Source organism: Saccharothrix sp. S26 (assembly GCF_021390395.1).
GTDB lineage: Bacteria > Actinomycetota > Actinomycetes > Mycobacteriales > Pseudonocardiaceae > Actinosynnema.
On record NZ_JAJUWT010000019.1, the window covers coordinates 25005 to 41472 of the forward strand.

Sequence of the window (16468 nt, forward strand, 5' to 3'; positions counted from 1 at the left end):
CGAGTACCGAGGAGCACCGCCATGACCGCAGCCCTGACCCGCGAAGCCGCCCTGGTGCACGACTTCTACCGGTTCGTCGACACCGGCGACGTGACCGCGCTCGTCGCCATGTTCACCGAGGACACCACCTACCACCGCCCCGGCTACCCGCCGGTCGCCGGCCACGACGGCGTGGCGCACTTCTACACGCACGTGCGGGTGATCCGGGAGGGCGAGCACCGCGTCGAGTCCGTGGTGCTGGAAGGCGACCAGGTCGCCGTGCGCGGGTCGTTCGAGGGCGTGCTGCGCGACGGCTCGCCGACCAGCCTGCGCTACGCCGACTTCTTCACCCTCGCCGCGGACGGCCGCTTCAGCAAGCGCGAGACGTTCTTCTTCGCCCCCCTCGTCTGACACCCACTTCCCCGATCGGAGCACCGCCATGACCTCTCTGCTGAACAAGCCCGCCACCGCCGCCGCCTCGCCCGGCCACGGTGCCGCGTTCACCCCGCACCTGTACAGCCTCAAGTACTCCCCCGACCTGGGCTGGCACGACGGCGACCTGCTGCCGATGGACAACCTGTCGCTGCACCCGGCGACGCTGGGCCTGCACTACGGGCAGGTGATCTTCGAGGGCATGAAGGCGTTCCGGCAGCAGGACGGCTCGGTGGCGGCGTTCCGGCCGTGGGAGAACGCGCGGCGCTTCAACCGGTCCGCCGCGCGCCTGGCGATGCCGTCGCTGCCCGAGCAGCTCTACGTCGACGGCGTGGACCGGCTGGTCGCCGCCGACCACGGCGAGCTGTCCGACCACCCCGACCACAGCCTCTACCTGCGCCCGCTGATGTTCGGCACGGACGCGAACCTGATGCTGCGGCCCTCGGAGGAGTACCTGTTCCTGGTCATGGCGTTCGTCGCGGGCGGGTTCTTCGGCGACGTGGTGCGGCCGGTGTCGGTGCTCGTGTCGCGCGACCAGGCGCGGGCCATGCCCGGCGGCACGGGCGACGTGAAGTGCGCGGCGAACTACGGGCCGTCGTTCGTGGCGCAGCGCAAGGCGCAGGAGGCGGGCTGCCAGCAGGTGGTGTGGCTGGACCAGGCCGAGCGCAAGTGGGTCGAGGAGATGGGCGGCATGAACCTGTTCTTCGTGCGCGGCTCGGGCCCCGGCGCGGAGGTGTTCACCACGCCGTTGACCGGCACGCTGCTGCCCGGCGTGACGCGGGACTCGTTGCTGCGCATGGCCGCGCGCCTGGGCTACCGGGTCGCCGAGCGACCGGTGTCGGTGGACCAGTGGCGGGCCGGGTGCGAGGCGGGCGAGATCACGGAGGTGTTCGCCTGCGGCACGGCGGCGGTGGTGACGCCGGTGGGGCAGGTGCGTGACGTGGACGGCGACTTCACCGTGGGCGACGGCGGGATGGGGCCGGTGACCGGCGCCCTGCGCACCGCCCTGGTCGACCTCCAGCACGGCCGCGTGCCGGACGTGGACGGCTGGCTGCACCGCGTGTGCTGACCGGGACGGGCGACGCGGGCCGAGTCGGTGCGACCCGGCCCGCCCCCATCCGGGTGACGTTCGGTGATCGCCCGGTAACGCCTCGCGAGGCGTCGCCGATGGCACGGGTGTCCCGCAGGGCCGTACGCCGGGAGGTTCACCGATGAACGCGAGCAAAGCCGTCACCGCCCTCTGCGCGACCGCGGGCCTGACCGCGGCGCTGTCCGGCCTCGGGCCGACCGCCCACGCGGCGGCCGTGGCGACCTGCCTGACCAACGAGGTCGTGACGTTCAGCGAACCGGTGACCAACACCCCGAAGACCGTCACGGTCACGGTCAAGGGTCAGCTCTTCACCTGCGTCGGCGGCCCCGCCGCCACCGGCTCCTACACCGAGACGGCCGAACTGCCGAACTACAGCTGCACCTCGCTGTTCTACCAGGGTGCGGGCACGCGGGTCTTCACGTGGAACGACCCGGGCGTCGAGCCGAGCACCTACTCGTACAACCGGACGTCCAGCCGGGTCGGCGCGAACATCGTCATCGTGCTGCTGGGTTCGATCACCTCCGGCACGTTCGCCACCGAACCGGCGAAGATGCAGCTGGACGCGGTCAACCCCGACCCGCTGCGCTGCGCCACCACCGGCATCACCGGGCTGAGCCTGTTCGGCGCCCTGACCGTGGGGGTCTGACGTCCCCACCCACCGCGGTCGTTGACGCAACCATTTGGTTGCGATACGGTCGGCAACCGAATGGTTGCCACTCGTGAGAGGCCGTGATGGGTTTTCCTGATCGCATCGAGCGCGTCGTCGAGATCGCCCGCACCCCGGTCGAGGTCTGGGCGGCGCTCACCACGGCCGAGGGGTTGGGCGCGTGGTTCGGCCACGAGGCCTCGATCGCCCTGCGCCCGGGCGGCACCGCCCGGATGAGCTGGGACGACGGGCACTCCGTCGAGATGAGGGTGGAGCGGGTCGAGAAACCGACGGTCTTCGGCTTCACCTGGCCGGTCTTCGGGATGCCCTCCGACGACCCGCGCCGCACGTACGTCGAGTTCACGCTGGAGGAAGTGGCCGCGGGCACCCGGCTCACGGTCGTGGAGACCGGGTTCTCGCAACTGCCGGACGACGCCTACGGCAAGGGGTACGACGCGCACACGAAGGGTTGGGCGAGCGAGCTGGGAGAGCTGGTCGACCACCTCGCGCCCGCCTGACGCCGATGCCGCGCGACGGCGAAGCGGTCGCCGAACAGGTCTTCACCGCCCTGGCCGACCCGACCCGACGGACCATCCTGGCCGCACTCGCGTCGGGTGGCCCGGCCACGGCCACGGACCTGGCCGACCGCCTGCCCATCACCCGCCAGGCGATCGCGAAGCACCTGGCCCTGCTCACCGAGGTGGGCCTGGTGACGGCGGAGCCCGGCGAGCGGCGGCGAGTCCGCTTCCGGCTGCGTTCCGCGCCGATGCAGGTGGCCCAGCAGTACCTGGCCTCACTGGCGCGTGACTGGGACGGCCCGCTCAGCGCGCTCAAGGACCACCTCGACCGCAGTGCCCCGACCGCGGCACCACCGGGCACGACACCGAAGAACCGCGGCTGACCACGGACCGCCCGCTGCCGTGAGCCGGCGTGCCGCCGCCCATCGACGCCGGCGACCCGGACCGCGCGCGTGAACCTGGAAGGTGGACCTCCACGATGAAGACCCCGCCGATCGTCTCCCCGGCAGCCTGGGAGCAAGCCCGGCAGGAGCTGCTGGTGCGGGAGAAGGAGCTGACCCGGGCCAAGGACGCCATGGCCGCGGCGCGCCGGCGGATGCCGTGGCTGGCGGTGGACGAGGAGTACGCCTTCGACACCCCGCGCGGGCGGATGAGCCTGCTCGACCTGTTCGAGGGCCGCCGGCAGCTCGTCGTCTACCGCGCGTTCTACGAGCCGGGCGTGTACGGCTGGCCCGACCACGCGTGCCGCGGCTGCTCGCTCGTGACGGCCGACCAGGTCGGGCACGTCGCCCACCTCCACGCCCGCGACACCACCCTGGCGTTCGCCTCACGCGCGCCGCAGGCCGACATCGAGCGGTTGAAGGCGCGGATGGGGTGGACGATGCCCTGGGTCACCCTGCTGGACGACTTCGACGCCGACTTCGGCGTGGACGAGTGGCACGGCACCAACGCGTTCCTCCGCGAGGGCGACCGCGTGTTCCGCACGTACTTCGTCAACGGCCGGGGCGACGAGGCGTTGGGCAGCACGTTCAGCTACCTCGACATCACCGCGCTCGGGCGGCAGGAGGACTGGGAGGACTCGCCCGAGGGCTACCCCCGGACGCCGCCGTACGCGTGGTGGAACTGGCACGACGAGTACAGCGACGCGGGCCCGGCCGAGGGTTGGCTGGAGAAGGTCGCCGAAGCCGAGGGCACGGTGACCTCCGTGCGCCCGACGGCGACGCACGACGACTGCTGCCACTGACGAGCCGGAACGCGGAGGAACCCCACCCGCGTGCCGGACTCCGCACCGGACGTACACCGCACGACCCGCGGCACGGCGATGACCGGGCAACCGCTCCGGTGAGCGGCCGCCCGGCCATCGAGCCCCTGCGATCCCGGCCCGGTGCTCAGCCGGTCCCGGTCGGCCCAGCCTCGTCCGACGCCGTTTCGTCCGAACCGGCCGGCGCGCCGTCCTCCGGCCCCTCCACGCCCACCGACCACGGCCCAGCGAGCGCGGCGAACGCCGCCACGGCCGTCACCACCGGTGCGGCGACCGCGGCCACCACGCCCGCCGTCACCGGGATGTCCAGCACCGGCTCGCCCTGGCCGTTGCGCACCACCACCCGGCGCGTGTTGCCCTCGTGCACGAGCTGCTTGATCTTCTCCGTCAGCGCGTCGACGCCCTGCTCCACCATCTCCACCCCCTCCTCGCCGACCATCCTGCCGGTCGCCGCTCGCTCAGATCCAATCGCGTCGCTTGAACAGGGCGTACAGCCCGGCCGACAGCAGCAGCATGGCGATCGTGGACGTCCAGAAGCCCCACACCTCGTCGAAACCGGGGTACGGCACGTTCTGGCCGTAGAAGCCGGTCACGGCGGTCGGCACGGCGATGATCGCCGCCCAGCCGGTCACCTTCTTCATGATCAGGTTCAGCCGGTTGCCCTGGAGGTTGAGCTGGATGTCGCGGATGGTCGCGACCATGTCCCGCAACGACTCCGTCCACTCCGACGCGCGCAGCACGTGGTCGTAGACGTCCTGGTAGTACGGCGTCATCCGGGTGTCGACCACGGCGTGGTCGCGGCGCATCAGGCCGCTGAGCACGTCCCGCATCGGCAGCACGACCCGGCGCAACATCACCAGCGACTTGCGCATCGCCAACGCCCGCCGCTGCATGTCGGGGTCGTCCGGGCGCTCGGCGAACACGAGGTCCTCCAGGCCCTCGATGTGGTCGTCCAACGCCTGCACGGCGTCGAAGTGGCTGTCCACGATCACGTCCAGCAGCCCGTGCAGCAGGAACCCGACCCCGCTGCCGGCCAGGCTCGCCGACTCGTCCCACCGCCTGGTCACGGCGTCCATGTCGAACCGGTCGTCGTTGCGGACCGTGACCAGCGCCCGGGGCGTCACGAACGCCGACAGCTCCGCCGCGGTCAACCGGCCAGACCGCTCGTCCAGGCTCACCGCGTAGGCGTTCACCAGCAGGTGCGTGTCGTACTGGTGCAGCTTGGGCCGCTCGTGGTTCTCCAGGGCGTCTTCGACCGACGTGGCGTGCAGGCCCAGCTCCTCCGCCAAGGCCGCCAGGTCCGCCTCCGAGGGGCCGCACAGGTCCAGCCAGACGACGGCGTCCTCGTCGCGCAGCAGCCGCGGCACGTCGGCGACCGGGAAGTCCTCCTCCGCGAGCGTGCCGTCGCGGTACAGGCGGTTTCGTGGCACGGGTGCCACAGTAGCGACGGCCGACCCCGGCCGCGGTTCGGCGAGGACCGCGGCCGGGGTCGCCCGCTCAGCTCACCGTGCCCGGACGGGCGGACAGCAGCACCTGCGTCCAGCCCTGCGCGTCCACGGTGTCCGGTCCGCGCAGGTCGGCACCGCTGCCGTCGTACGGGTCGGCGTCGGTGTAGCGCAGCAGGCCGCCGTCGGCGTCGTGTCCGAAGTAGACGCCGCCACCGGCCGACAGCAGGTGCCGGAAGACCTGCCACGTGCTCGACCGCAGCTCGTACCGGCTCCAGTCCCCCGCGCCCCGGATCTTGTAGGACAGCAGCTCGCCGCCACTGGTCGTGCCCAGCAGCCAGTCCGGGCCGGTCGCGGTGAGCGTCTTGAGCGTGAACCCGCTGTCGATCACGCCATCGCTGGTGATGTCACCGACCGCCGGCTTCGTGGCCGAGACCGTGTAACGGCGCAGCGTGCCGTCGGCGATCCCGTACAGGCTCCCGCTGCCGTCGTAGGCCAGCAGGTCGTGCGTCCAACCACCGCCGAGCAGCACCGGCGCGTTGTACGTCAACGACGTGTTGTTCGTGATCACGTCGACCCGGTAGAGCCGGCCCGCGGTGGACGTGACCAGCAGCGTGTTGAAGTTCAGCGTCGCCATCGCCTTCGGCACGAAGCCCAACGCCGCACCGGACACGACCGCGCCGTGCGTGCGGTCGCCGGTGGCCGCGTCGACGGCGGTGTAGGTCAGGCGGCCGTCGGAGGTCGCGCCGTAGATCGACGCCGTGCCCGAGACACCGCCGCCGCAGTTGCGGGACGTCAGCGTCTGGTCCGGGTAGCCGAACCGCACACCGTTGAAGTAGGCGGGTTGGATGTTGCTCGGGTAGCTGGAACCCAGCCGGACCTCGTAGTGCAGGTGCGGGCTGATGTCGTTGCCCGGCCTGCTGGTGTTGCCGACCGCGCCGATGGTCGCGCCCTGCGCCACGCTCTGGCCCACCGAGACCGCCATCGAGTCCAGGTGGGCGTAGTAGGTGAAGTAGCCGCCGCTGTGCTCGATCTTGACCAGGTTGCCGTAGCCGTTGGCCGAGCCCTGGTGCGACGCCGTCCGCACCACGCCGGCCGCCGCCGCGACGACCGGGTCGCCCAGGTCGTCGGACCCCGAGCCGCGGTTGAAGTCGATCTCCCACGACTCGTGGGCGCTGCTGCCGTCCGAGTCGCCCCGCCAGGTCTGGCCGCACGGGAACGGCAGCTGGAACAGCGGAGCCGCCGCCTGGGCCGGCACCGCCACCACCACGCTCGCGGTCACGGCCATGACGGCCGCGCTGATCCCCTTGTGCATCTTCACGTCTCCTCCAGTCGATCAGGCGACGGTCGCCGGTTGCGCGGACAGCAGCACCTGCGACCAGCCCTGCGCGTCCACGGCGTCGAGTCCGCGCAGGTCCGCGCCGCTGCCGTCGAACGGGTCGTCGTCGAGGTAGCGGTAGAGCGCGCCCTCGGCGTTGTGCCCGAAGTACACGCCGCCGCCCGGCGAGACCAGGTCGGTGAACACCTGCCAGGTCGAGGACTTCAACTCGTAGCGGGTCCAGTCGCCCGCGCCCCGGATCTTGTAGGACAGCAGCTCGCCGCCACTGGTCGTGCCCAGCAGCCAGTCCGGGCCCGTGGCGGTGAGCGTCTTGAGCGTGAACCCGCTGTCGATCACGCCGTCGCTGGTGATGTCACCCGCCGCCGGTTTGTGCACCGGGACGGCGTAGCGGCGCAGCGTGCCGGCCGCGATGCCGTAGAGGCTGCCGCGACCGTCGTAGGCCAGCAGGTCGTGGGTCCAGCCGCCACCGAGCAGCACGGGCGCGTTGAACGCGAGCGAGGTGTTGTTGGTGATCACGTCGACCCGGTAGAGCTGACCGCTGGGTGAGGTGACCAGCAGCGTGTTGAAGTTCAGCGTCGCCATCGCCTTCGGCACGAAGCCCAACGACGCGCCGGACGTCACCGCGCCGTGCGTGCGGGTGCCGTCGGCCGCGTCCACGGCCGTGTAGGTGAGGCGGCCGTCGGCCAGGACGCCGTAGATCGAGGCGGTGCCGGAGACCTGGTCGTCGACGATCTTGCGGTAGCGCAGCGCCTGGTACTGCGAGGTCGGGTGGCCCGACAGCGTGGCCTGGCCGAACGACGCGCCGGTGACCTTGTCGATCGGCGTCGAGCCGAAGCTGTAGTACCAGAACGTCGTCTTGGCCGCGTTCTCCCAGCCGCCGAACAGGATCGCGTGGTACGGGTAGCGCCCGCCGTCGTCGTTCACCCGGTCGTTGAGCAGGTCGCCGGGGCGCAGGTCGGCGCGTGGGATCGGGACGGTGAGGGTCGGGGAGTCCAGGCCGTCGGTGTTCGGGTCGGAGCCCAGGTGCCAGGCCATGCCGACGTAGCCGGAGCAGTCGCGCCGGTACTGGCGCGTGCGGCCGACGTCCCACGCCTTGGCGTCCCAGTCGTAGGTCAGGTCGGCGTCGTGGCGGCGGTTGTACCAGTCGGTGGCCCTGGCCAGCACCTCGGTCCTGGTGATCTGGCCGCCGATCGCGGAGGCGGTGGTCACGGTCTCGGCGTGCGCGGCGGTGACGGCGACCGTCGCGGCGGCGAGGACGGCGACCACCGCCGCGGTCGCCGCTCTGATCGAGATTCCGGTCATGTTCGTCCTTCCCCGGTGAGTCCTGTGTGAGCGCGACCCTCACAGGGCGCTCTAACAAGTCGCTAACTCGAGAGAAGAGGGAGATCGCGTTTTCGTGGAGCCATCGAAGGCTCGTCGTGGAGCCGGAATTTCGGTACCGTCGGCTCCATGGGAACTCCGGGTGCGCGGCGGCAGGCGCGGGGCGAGGTCGAACGGCTGCCGAGCGGGTCGTTGCGGGTCCGGGTGTACGCCGGAGTCGACCGCGAGACCGGCAAGCGGCGCTACCTGACCGAGACGGTGCCCGCCGGGCCGGGCGCGCAACGCCGGGCCGAGGCGGTCCGAACCCGGCTGCTGGCCGAGGTGGACGCGCGGCGCAACCCGGGGGTCGAGCAGCGGCCGGGCGCCCTGGCGGGCGCGCGACGGCGGGGTCGGCGGCGCGGTGAGCTGACCGTCGCGGCGGTCGCGCGGCTGGCCGGGGTGTCCGCGCCGACGGTGTCGAAGGTGCTCAACGGGCGTCCCGGCGTGGCGGCGGCGACCCGGCGGCGGGTGGAGGCGGCGCTGCGGGAGCACGGCTACCGGCGGCCGGAGGCGGTCGTGCGGGCGCCGAACGTGGAGGTCGTCTTCTTCGGCATGCAGAGCTACCTGGCGGTCGAGGTGATGCACGGCGTGGAACGGGTCGCGGGCGGCCACCGGCTGGCCGTGGGGTTCACCGACGCGGCCCGCCAGACCGCGACCGGCCGGTCCTGGGCGCACGACCTGCTGGCACGGCAGCCGCACGGCGTGGTCGCGGTGCACCTGGGCTTCGCCACCGAGCAGCTCGGCCTGCTGGCCACCAGCGGCATCCCGTTGGTGGCGTTGGACCCGACGGGCGAGCCGGAGCACTCCGTGCCGTCGGTCGGCGCGACGAACTGGAGCGGCGGCATCGCCGCGGCCCGGCACGTGCTCTCGCTCGGCCACGAGCGCGTCGCCGTGATCGCGGGTCCGCCCGAGCGGATGTGCGCGCGGGCCAGGCTCGGCGGGATCCGCGCGGCGATGGACGAGCACGGCGTGCCGCTGGACGAGCGGCTGGTGCGCGTCGGGCAGTGGTTCGCCTTCGAGGAGGGCTTCGACCACGCCCGCGAGCTGCTGCGGCTGCCCGACCCGCCCACCGCCGTGCTGTGCGGCAACGACTTGCAGGCGCTGGGCGTCTACGAGGCCGCCCGGCAGGCGGGGCTGCGCGTCCCGGACGATCTCAGCGTGGTCGGCTTCGACGACATCCCCGCCGTGCGCTGGTGCGGGCCGCCGTTGACCACCGTGCGGCAGCCGATGGTCGAGATGGGCGCGGCCGCCGCCGAGCTGGTGCTGGCGCTGGCCGCGGGCCGCACGCCCGCGCAGCCCAGAGTCGAGCTGCCCACCACGCTCATCGTCCGGGACAGCACCGCGCCGCCCCGGTGACGTGCGGAAGCGTTTCTCGTGGTGATCGAACGGTTTCGAGGACAGTGCCGGTCACCGTCCCGGGCGGGAAGGGAAACTAATCCGACATCCCGGCCATTCCGCCGTTTTCCGGCGGCCGGGATCGATCGGTGGTTCTAACAGGTCATTTCGAGCGCGCTAGTTCGGTGCCAGATTGGGAAATGCGGGTTGGCGGCAACGCGCACGGGTCCGGAAAGCCGCGGCCGGACCGCGGAAGACCGAACCTCTCGCGAACACCACAGGAGGCACGACGATGTGCGGAATCACCGGCTGGGTCTCGTTCGACCGCGACCTCACCCGTGAGCGGGAGGTGCTCGACGCGATGACCGCGACGATGGCCTGCCGCGGCCCGGACGCCTCCGGAACCTGGTTCGGCCACCACGCCGCGCTCGGCCACCGGCGGCTGGCCGTGATCGACCTGCCCGGCGGCGCGCAGCCGATGTCGGTGCGCACACCCGACGGCGAGGTGTCGCTGGTCTACAGCGGCGAGGTCTACAACTTCGCCGAGCTGCGCGACGAGCTGGTCGGGGCGGGCGAGCGGTTCGCCACGGCGAGCGACACCGAGGTGGTGTTACGCGGGTACCTGCGCTGGGGCGCGGCGGTGGCCGACCGGCTCAACGGCATGTACGCGTTCGCGATCTGGGACGAGCGGGAGCGCGAGCTGGTCCTGGTCCGCGACCGGCTCGGCATCAAGCCGCTCTACCACTACCGGACGTCCGACGGGATCCTGTTCGGCTCCGAGCCGAAGGCGATCCTGGCCAACCCGCTGGCCAAGCGGGTGGTCGACGCCGGTGGTGTGCGGGAGTCGCTGGCGTACACCTTCACACCGGGCCACGCGATCTGGGCGGGCATGCGGCAGGTCGAGCCGGGGACCGTGGTGACGGTCGACGCCGGCGGGGTCCGCGAGCGCACGTACTGGCGGCTGGGCCGTGCGGCGGCAGCTCGTCGCCGACGTGCCGCGCTGCCTGCTGCTGTCGGGCGGGCTGGACTCCGGCGCGCTGACCGCGCTGGCCGCGGGCCACCTGGGCGGGGAGCGGGTGCGGACCTTCGCGGTCGACTTCACGGGCCAGGCCGAGAACTTCGAGCCCGACGACCTGCGCGACACCCCGGACACCCCGTTCGTGCGGGACGTGGTGGACCACGTCGGCTCGGAGCACGCCGACATCGTGCTCGACCCGAAGACGCCGGCCGACCCCGCGGTCCGCCGGGCCGTGCTGACCGCGCGGGACGTGCCGCTGACCCTCGGCGACATGGACCTGTCGCTGTACCTGCTGTTCAAGGAGATCCGGAAGCGGTCGACCGTGGCGCTGTCCGGCGAGTCGGCCGATGAGCTGTTCGGCGCTACCGCCACATCCACACCCCCGAGGTCCAGCGGGCGCGCGCGTTCCCGTGGATCGCGTTCAACGTCGGCCCGATCGACAAGGACGGCCACGGGTTGAACCGGTCGGTGCTGGACGGCTGGCGCTGGAGGCGTTCCGGCGCGCCCAGTACGAGAGCGCGGTGCTCGACGTCGAGCGCGGTGACGCCGAGGACGACCACGAGCACCGGATGCGGATCATGATCCACCTGCACCTGACCCGGTTCCTGCGGTTCCTGCTCGACCGCAAGGACCGGTTGAGCATGGCGGTCGGACTGGAGGTGCGGGTGCCGTTCTGCGACCACCGGCTGGTCGAGTACGTCTACAACGCGCCCTGGTCGTTCAAGCACCACGACGGCCGGGAGAAGAGCCTGCTGCGCAGCGCGGTGAAGGACGTGCTGCCGGAGTCGGTCGCCTGGCGGGTGAAGAGCCCTTACCCGTCCACCCAGGACCCGTACTACGTGCGCCAGTTGCAGGCGCAGGCCGAGGAGCTGCTGTCCGACCGGGGTCACGGCGTGTTCGAGCTGGTGGACCGCGAGTGGCTGCGGGAGGTGACCGGCCGGGAGCCGGCCGCCGTCGACCGCGTGACGCGGCTCGGCCTGGAACGCGCGCTCGACTTCGGCGTGTGGCTGGACCTCTACCGCCCGGACCTGACGCTCTCGTAATGCCCCCAGGCGTCGTCGGCGACCGAGTCCGGCATTGCGAAACCTTGCGCAATCCGGTCCGGTCGTGCGAACCCGCCGCCTCTCGGCGGAGGCATACCGCTGCCGCGCAACGGACCAACTTCGCGGTTGCGCCTGGACAGGGGATGGTGATCGGGTGATTCGCCGTTCACCCTGCTCAAGCCACAACCGCCGCGTCCGCTCCCAGCGCGCGCGGCGCCGCCCTCGTTCACACAAGGAGCGCGTACATGCCTCGGAGCAGCGGCTTACGCAGACGCCTGTCCCACCTCTCCGCCCTCACGCTCGCCGTGTTCCTCGGCGCCTCGTTGGCGGCCGCACCCGCGCAGGCCGCCTACGGTCCCGCGCAGCCGGTCGACATCCAGCTCAGGGGCTACTCCCCGAGCGGCTACACCACGCTGGTCGGCCGACTGGTCGGCACGGTCCGGTTCGACGACGGCAACTCGATGTACCGGCTCGACCTGACGCTGTGCCGCCAGTCCAGCTACACGAGCACCAAGCTGACGGTCAACGTCAACGGCGCCTTCCACCAGTGGTACTCCCGCGAGGACGGCTACCGGCCCGAGGCGTGCGGAGGCGGGCACGGCCTGTCCGGCGTCGTCAACGCCGACCTGCCGTACTCCGGGGTCGTGCAGAACATCGGGCTGGTCTACGAGGGGCTGCACTTCTCGGGCTCCACCGCGACGCCGGTGTCCCGCGGCGCGTTCTACGACAACCCGTTCAACTAGCGGGTCCGCCGACCGGGTGGCGGCCCCCGCCACCCGGTCGGCCGATGTTCGCCGCCTGTTCGCCTCGGCGCGACCATCGACGGGTTGACGACGTCGGGCCCCGGCCGGGAACCTCGGTGCCGGCCGATGACCTCCGCGACACCGGCCGACTCCGCCGCCGTGCCACTCGACACCGGATGGAGGGCATGGTCGTCGTGACCGCCCAGATGACGCACCCGTCCCGAACCGCCGTGCGACTGCTCAGCGCCCTGGTGGGCGCGACGCTGCTCGCGGTGCTCGTGCCCGCGGCCGCGTGGGCCGAGCCGCCGCGGGCGCTGCCCGCCGACCACGCCGCCGCCGACGGCAAGTGGCAGCCGGCGTTCGACTACGACACCGACGGCTGCTACCCGACCCCGGCGATCTCGCCCACCGGGGCGGTGGCCACCGGGCTGAAGAACTCCGGCGCGCTCAACGGCCAGTGCCGCGACCAGTCCGACCTGGACAACACCAACTCCTACTCGCGCTCCAAGTGCAACAACGGCTGGTGCGCCTACCTCTACGACCTGTACTTCGAGAAGGACCAGGCCGTGCCGGGCATCGACTGCTGCGGCCACCGGCACGACATCGAGCACGTGGTCGTGTGGGTCAGCGGCGACCAGGCGCAGTACGTCTCCACCTCCGCGCACGGCAAGTACTCCACCTACCCGCGGTCCCAGGTGGCGTGGGAGGGCACCCACCCCAAGATCGTCTACCACAAGGACGGCCTGAGCACGCACTGCTTCCGCCTCGCGGGCGCGAGCGAGCAGCCGGAGAACCACTACGGCACGTGGCAGTACCCGGACCTGGTCAGCTGGGACCGCTTCCCCGCCGGCATCCGGGACATCCTGGTCGCCGCGGACTTCGGCAGCGCGAGCCTGGCCATCAAGGACGGCGCGTTCGCGCACAACCTCGCCCAGGCCAAGCCGAGCGGCATCCCGTTCGACCCGAACGCCTGATCCCGGCGCGGAACCCCGTCCGGGCGGGGTTCCGCGTCACCCGGTGAGGTGGACGTCGCAGCGTTCCTGCTCGCACCCCAGCGCTTCGGAGGTGTCCAGCCCGCCGCGGTCGAACAGGGTCACGCCAGTTCCCGCGGCTCCACGCATCCCCGAGCCATCACGTCCGGTGATCCCCGCCATCGTCGACCCCTGCCGGTTCGCGCGTTGTTCCCGCGCTCGCGCCCCGCGAGCACAACCCGCCGTGCCACCACCTGGCCACGGCGGCGGTCCGGGCGTCGGGCCGCATGACGGCTCAGTCGTACTTGTCCTGGTTGAGGAAGCGGGCGAAGCCGCGCCACGAGTTCGGGCCCATCACACCGTCGATCGGGCCGGTGTAACCCCACCTCGCGGCCAGCCGCTGCACCGCCGCCCACGTGTTGGAGCCGGGCACGCCGTCGATCGGCCCCGTGTAGCCGTACGCGCGCATGGCCCGTTGCAGCGCCGCGTAGGTGTTGGAGCCGGGCACGCCGTCGATCGGGCCGGTGTAGCCGTGTTCGAGGCGCAGCCAGTTCTGCGCCCGCTTCCACAGGATCGAACCCGGCACGCCGTCCTGCTCGGTCGAGGTCTTCGGCAGGCCCGTGCCGCTGCCGAGGTAGGTCAGCGGGTTGATGCGCGTGCCGCTCGGGTCGATCATGTGCCAGTGCAGGTGCGGCCCGGTGGACGAGCCGGACCCGGGCGCGCCGGGCGCGCCGCCGGACAGGCCGACGACACCGCCCATGGCCACCCGCGTGCCGGTGGCCACGAGGAACTGGGACAGGTGCATGTACTGGGTGCGGTAGCCGTTGTCGTGCTGGATGGTGACGGTGTGGCCGCCCGTGCCGTTGTTCGGGATGTTCGTGACCACGCCCCCACCGGCTGCGGGCAGCCGGGTGCCGACGGCCATGCCGAAGTCGATGCCGCCGAGCGAGCCGCGGTCGAGGTGGTCCTGCCAGGTGCCCGTGATCGGGTAGCCGGTGAAGGGGTGGTAGAACCCCGGCACGGCGGCCTGCGCCGAGCCCGCGCCGACCGCGGTGACGACACCGGCCGCCACGGTCCCGTGCAACAAGGTGCGCCTGCTCAACCCGTGGTTGGTCATGACTCGAACGTAGGGACGGTGCGGCGCGCGGACAGGGTGCGTTCGACCGACGGCCATCCGGGTGCACGCGCACCGGCATCCGTCACCGTCCGCGAGCCGGGGTCACCTGGCCAGGGTGACCTCGCCGCACCAACGGGTGCTCCGGCTCGCACGCCGTTCTCCCGGGACGACTCCCGCTCCTACCGTGGCCTGACCGCACCAAGGAGTTGAGGCCGATGTCCGGTGCCTTCCGCCGCCGCGTCGCCGTCGCCGCCGCCGTCCTGATCACCGCCTCCCAGGCCACCGCCCTGACCGCCGCCGCCCTCCCCAGCACCGAGGTCGCCAAGACCCCGGCGGTCATCTCGCTGGGCGACAGCTACATCTCCGGCGAAGCCGGTCGGTGGCGCGGCAACGCGCTGGAGAACTCCGGCGACAAGTGGGGCACCGACCTGGCCACCAAGTGCGACGGGAGCGGCTGCACCACGGATCCGCAACGGGTCTACGGCGACACCCACGACGGCGCGAACATGTGCCACCGCTCCACGTCGGCCGAGATCGTCAGCGCCGCCATCCCCGACGTCACCGCGATCAACCTGGCCTGTTCCGGCGCGACGACGGCCGACGTGCGCGACGGCGACCCGGCGCGCAACCAGCCCGACCAGGTCGAGCTGCTGCGCGCGGCCGTCCGCGACCACCAGGTGAAGCTGGTCGTGCTGTCGATCGGCGGCAACGACCTGGGGTTCGGCGACATCATCGCCGACTGCGCCAAGGGTTACCTGTCGTCCTACCGGTGCGCGCCGAAGTGGGACTCCACCATCGCCGGGCAGCTGGACCAGCTCCGCGCGGACGTCGGCGCGACGATCAAGGCGATCAAGGAGGTCGTCAACGCCGCCCAGGGCACCGGCACCTACCAGTTCGTGCTCCAGTCCTACCCCGCTCCGATGCCGGCCGCCGCCGGCTTCCGCATCCCGGAGAGCGGGCCGCGGTGGTCGCAGGGCGGCTGCCCGGTCTGGAACAGCGACGCGGACTGGGCGCGCAAGCAGCTCGTGCCCACGATCGCCGACCAGCTCGCGCAGGTGGCCGCGAACCGCGGTGTGCGGTTCCTCGACCTGCGCGACGCGTTCGACGGCCGCGAGGTGTGCGCGTCCGGCTCCCGGCAGGCGACGGACGCCAACAGCGCCGCCAACCCGCTGCCCGGCACGGAGGCGGAGTGGGTGCGGTGGGTCGTCACGGGCTACTCCGCGCAGGGTGATCGGCAGGAGAGCATGCACCCCAACCACTACGGCCAACGCGCGCTCGGCACGTGCCTTCGCCTGATGCACCAGAAGGCCACCGGGAACCACGCGTGCCACAACACCCCCGACGCGGGCCCGGGCCGGATGACGTTGACCGCGATCAACCGCTCCCCCGACCTCTGATCGCCTCCCGCCCGGACCTGGTTACGATCACGGCCCCCGTGCAACGAGGAGGGACACGTGTCGTCAACGGTTCGGGACGCGCTGGTCGGCTTGGCCGCCCTGTTGGCACCCGGTGTGCCGCAGGTGGCCGACCGGGTGGCGAGCGCCCACGACGACCCGTCCGGCTACGTCGAGGCGCACGCCGACCGGCTGGACGAGCGCGGCATCGACGAGCCGATCCCCGACCTGGCGTGGATCGCCCTGGTCGACGCCCTCACCGACCACGGCCTGCTCGCCGAGGTGGACTGGAAGGAGGCGGGGGACGAGATCGTCGCCCAGCTGCGCGAGCTGCGCTCCAGCCCCGCCGACGCGGGCGCCTGGTCCTGGTCCGCCGACGTCGCCGACCTGCCCGCCTACGACTTCCTCGAACGCGCGGGCGCACAGCTGCGCGCCACCGGGACCACCCTCGCCGTGCTCGACATCGAGTCCGACTGCTACCCGCTGGTCCTGCTCCCGAACGGCCACGCCGACGACCTGCGCGCCCTGGCCGCCGCCACCCCCTTCACCGCGAGCGTCCTCGGCGCGCCCGCCACGTCGCCGTCGTAGGACGCGGAGCCCGACGCGGGTGAGCACTGCCATCGGCGCGGCCCTTCGGGTCCACCGAGCCCGATGGGTGCGACCACCGGCGCGGTGAGCCGTGTCCCTCGCCGGCACCGGTGGTGGGCATCGGCGGTTTCGCCGGTCCCACGCGCGGTCGCTGGTCGTCGGCGGGTGTGGTGCGCCACCGTCGGCCGCG

19 protein-coding genes and 1 pseudogene are annotated in these 16468 nt (G+C 72.2%); 14 read left to right on the forward strand and 6 right to left on the reverse strand.

Going from position 1 to position 16468, the window contains the following annotated elements:
• Positions 1 to 21 precede the first annotated feature (21 nt).
• The 6 genes from LZG04_RS27985 (at position 22) to LZG04_RS28010 (ending at position 3908) form a co-directional block, all read left to right on the forward strand.
• Complete coding sequence (locus tag LZG04_RS27985; protein ID WP_233822335.1) at positions 22 to 390, forward strand: nuclear transport factor 2 family protein; 369 nt, start codon at positions 22 to 24, stop codon at positions 388 to 390.
• A gap of 28 nt (positions 391 to 418) precedes the next feature.
• Positions 419 to 1480: a branched-chain amino acid aminotransferase gene (locus tag LZG04_RS27990; protein ID WP_233822337.1), complete on the forward strand. Its 1062-nt coding sequence runs from the start codon at positions 419 to 421 to the stop codon at positions 1478 to 1480.
• Between the two features lie 142 nt (positions 1481 to 1622).
• Complete coding sequence (locus tag LZG04_RS27995; RefSeq protein ID WP_233822340.1) at positions 1623 to 2147, forward strand: hypothetical protein; 525 nt, start codon at positions 1623 to 1625, stop codon at positions 2145 to 2147.
• 86 nt (positions 2148 to 2233) lie between these two features.
• Entirely contained in the window at positions 2234 to 2665 is a 432-nt protein-coding gene (locus LZG04_RS28000) for an SRPBCC domain-containing protein (RefSeq protein ID WP_233822343.1), read from the forward strand.
• A gap of 5 nt (positions 2666 to 2670) precedes the next feature.
• The gene (locus tag LZG04_RS28005; protein WP_233822345.1) at positions 2671 to 3048 is read left to right on the forward strand and encodes a metalloregulator ArsR/SmtB family transcription factor; all 378 of its coding nucleotides are present in this window, start codon (positions 2671 to 2673) and stop codon (positions 3046 to 3048) included.
• A 95-nt stretch (positions 3049 to 3143) separates the two neighbouring features.
• Positions 3144 to 3908: a DUF899 domain-containing protein gene (locus LZG04_RS28010; RefSeq protein WP_233822347.1), complete on the forward strand. Its 765-nt coding sequence runs from the start codon at positions 3144 to 3146 to the stop codon at positions 3906 to 3908.
• Between the two features lie 145 nt (positions 3909 to 4053).
• Here LZG04_RS28010 and LZG04_RS28015 read toward each other — a convergent pair whose 3' ends face one another.
• The 4 genes from LZG04_RS28015 to LZG04_RS28030 all read right to left on the reverse strand — a co-directional run bounded on the left by LZG04_RS28015 (position 4054) and on the right by LZG04_RS28030 (position 8012).
• Positions 4054 to 4365 (reverse strand): DUF4342 domain-containing protein, encoded by a 312-nt coding sequence (locus tag LZG04_RS28015; RefSeq protein WP_233822349.1) that lies wholly within the window; start codon positions 4363 to 4365, stop codon positions 4054 to 4056.
• Positions 4366 to 4384: 19 nt separating this feature from the next.
• The gene (locus LZG04_RS28020; RefSeq protein WP_233822351.1) at positions 4385 to 5356 is read right to left on the reverse strand and encodes a magnesium transporter CorA family protein; all 972 of its coding nucleotides are present in this window, start codon (positions 5354 to 5356) and stop codon (positions 4385 to 4387) included.
• Positions 5357 to 5423: 67 nt separating this feature from the next.
• The gene (locus LZG04_RS28025) at positions 5424 to 6686 is read right to left on the reverse strand and encodes a M23 family metallopeptidase (RefSeq protein ID WP_233822359.1); all 1263 of its coding nucleotides are present in this window, start codon (positions 6684 to 6686) and stop codon (positions 5424 to 5426) included.
• A gap of 21 nt (positions 6687 to 6707) precedes the next feature.
• On the reverse strand, positions 6708 to 8012 hold the full coding sequence (locus LZG04_RS28030) for a tachylectin-related carbohydrate-binding protein (protein WP_233822361.1): 1305 nt from the start codon (positions 8010 to 8012) through the stop codon (positions 6708 to 6710).
• Positions 8013 to 8159: 147 nt separating this feature from the next.
• On the opposite strand from LZG04_RS28030, the gene LZG04_RS28035 reads away from it, so the two are divergent.
• Positions 8160 to 9425, forward strand: a complete 1266-nt coding sequence (locus LZG04_RS28035; RefSeq protein WP_308199352.1) for a substrate-binding domain-containing protein — start codon at positions 8160 to 8162, stop codon at positions 9423 to 9425.
• A 352-nt stretch (positions 9426 to 9777) separates the two neighbouring features.
• Positions 9778 to 10143 (forward strand): annotated as a pseudogene (locus LZG04_RS43120) (asparagine synthetase B); the annotation flags it as partial.
• Positions 10144 to 10148: 5 nt separating this feature from the next.
• Here the strand turns inward: LZG04_RS43120 and LZG04_RS43125 are convergent.
• Positions 10149 to 10355: a hypothetical protein gene (locus LZG04_RS43125; protein WP_233822651.1), complete on the reverse strand. Its 207-nt coding sequence runs from the start codon at positions 10353 to 10355 to the stop codon at positions 10149 to 10151.
• 17 nt (positions 10356 to 10372) lie between these two features.
• On the opposite strand from LZG04_RS43125, the gene LZG04_RS43130 reads away from it, so the two are divergent.
• From LZG04_RS43130 to LZG04_RS28060, 4 genes are all read left to right on the forward strand, one after another.
• Entirely contained in the window at positions 10373 to 10882 is a 510-nt protein-coding gene (locus LZG04_RS43130) for an asparagine synthase-related protein (protein WP_374202900.1), read from the forward strand.
• Complete coding sequence (locus LZG04_RS43135; protein ID WP_374202901.1) at positions 10770 to 11465, forward strand: asparagine synthase-related protein; 696 nt, start codon at positions 10770 to 10772, stop codon at positions 11463 to 11465. The genes LZG04_RS43130 and LZG04_RS43135 overlap by 113 nt, the downstream gene beginning before the upstream one ends.
• 245 nt (positions 11466 to 11710) lie before the next feature.
• Positions 11711 to 12208 carry a hypothetical protein gene (locus LZG04_RS28055; RefSeq protein WP_233822363.1) on the forward strand — a complete coding sequence of 166 codons (498 nt, stop codon included), beginning with the start codon at positions 11711 to 11713 and terminating at the stop codon, positions 12206 to 12208.
• A 185-nt stretch (positions 12209 to 12393) separates the two neighbouring features.
• Positions 12394 to 13182: an NPP1 family protein gene (locus tag LZG04_RS28060; RefSeq protein ID WP_233822365.1), complete on the forward strand. Its 789-nt coding sequence runs from the start codon at positions 12394 to 12396 to the stop codon at positions 13180 to 13182.
• Between the two features lie 292 nt (positions 13183 to 13474).
• On the opposite strand, the gene LZG04_RS28065 is transcribed toward LZG04_RS28060, so the two are convergent.
• Positions 13475 to 14296 carry a peptidoglycan DD-metalloendopeptidase family protein gene (locus tag LZG04_RS28065; protein WP_233822367.1) on the reverse strand — a complete coding sequence of 274 codons (822 nt, stop codon included), beginning with the start codon at positions 14294 to 14296 and terminating at the stop codon, positions 13475 to 13477.
• 215 nt (positions 14297 to 14511) lie between these two features.
• On the opposite strand from LZG04_RS28065, the gene LZG04_RS28070 reads away from it, so the two are divergent.
• Together LZG04_RS28070 and LZG04_RS28075 are read left to right on the forward strand one after the other, a co-directional pair.
• Positions 14512 to 15693 (forward strand): GDSL-type esterase/lipase family protein, encoded by a 1182-nt coding sequence (locus LZG04_RS28070; protein ID WP_233822369.1) that lies wholly within the window; start codon positions 14512 to 14514, stop codon positions 15691 to 15693.
• Between the two features lie 57 nt (positions 15694 to 15750).
• On the forward strand, positions 15751 to 16278 hold the full coding sequence (locus LZG04_RS28075; RefSeq protein WP_233822371.1) for a DUF6630 family protein: 528 nt from the start codon (positions 15751 to 15753) through the stop codon (positions 16276 to 16278).
• The last annotated feature ends 190 nt before the right edge of the window (positions 16279 to 16468 follow it).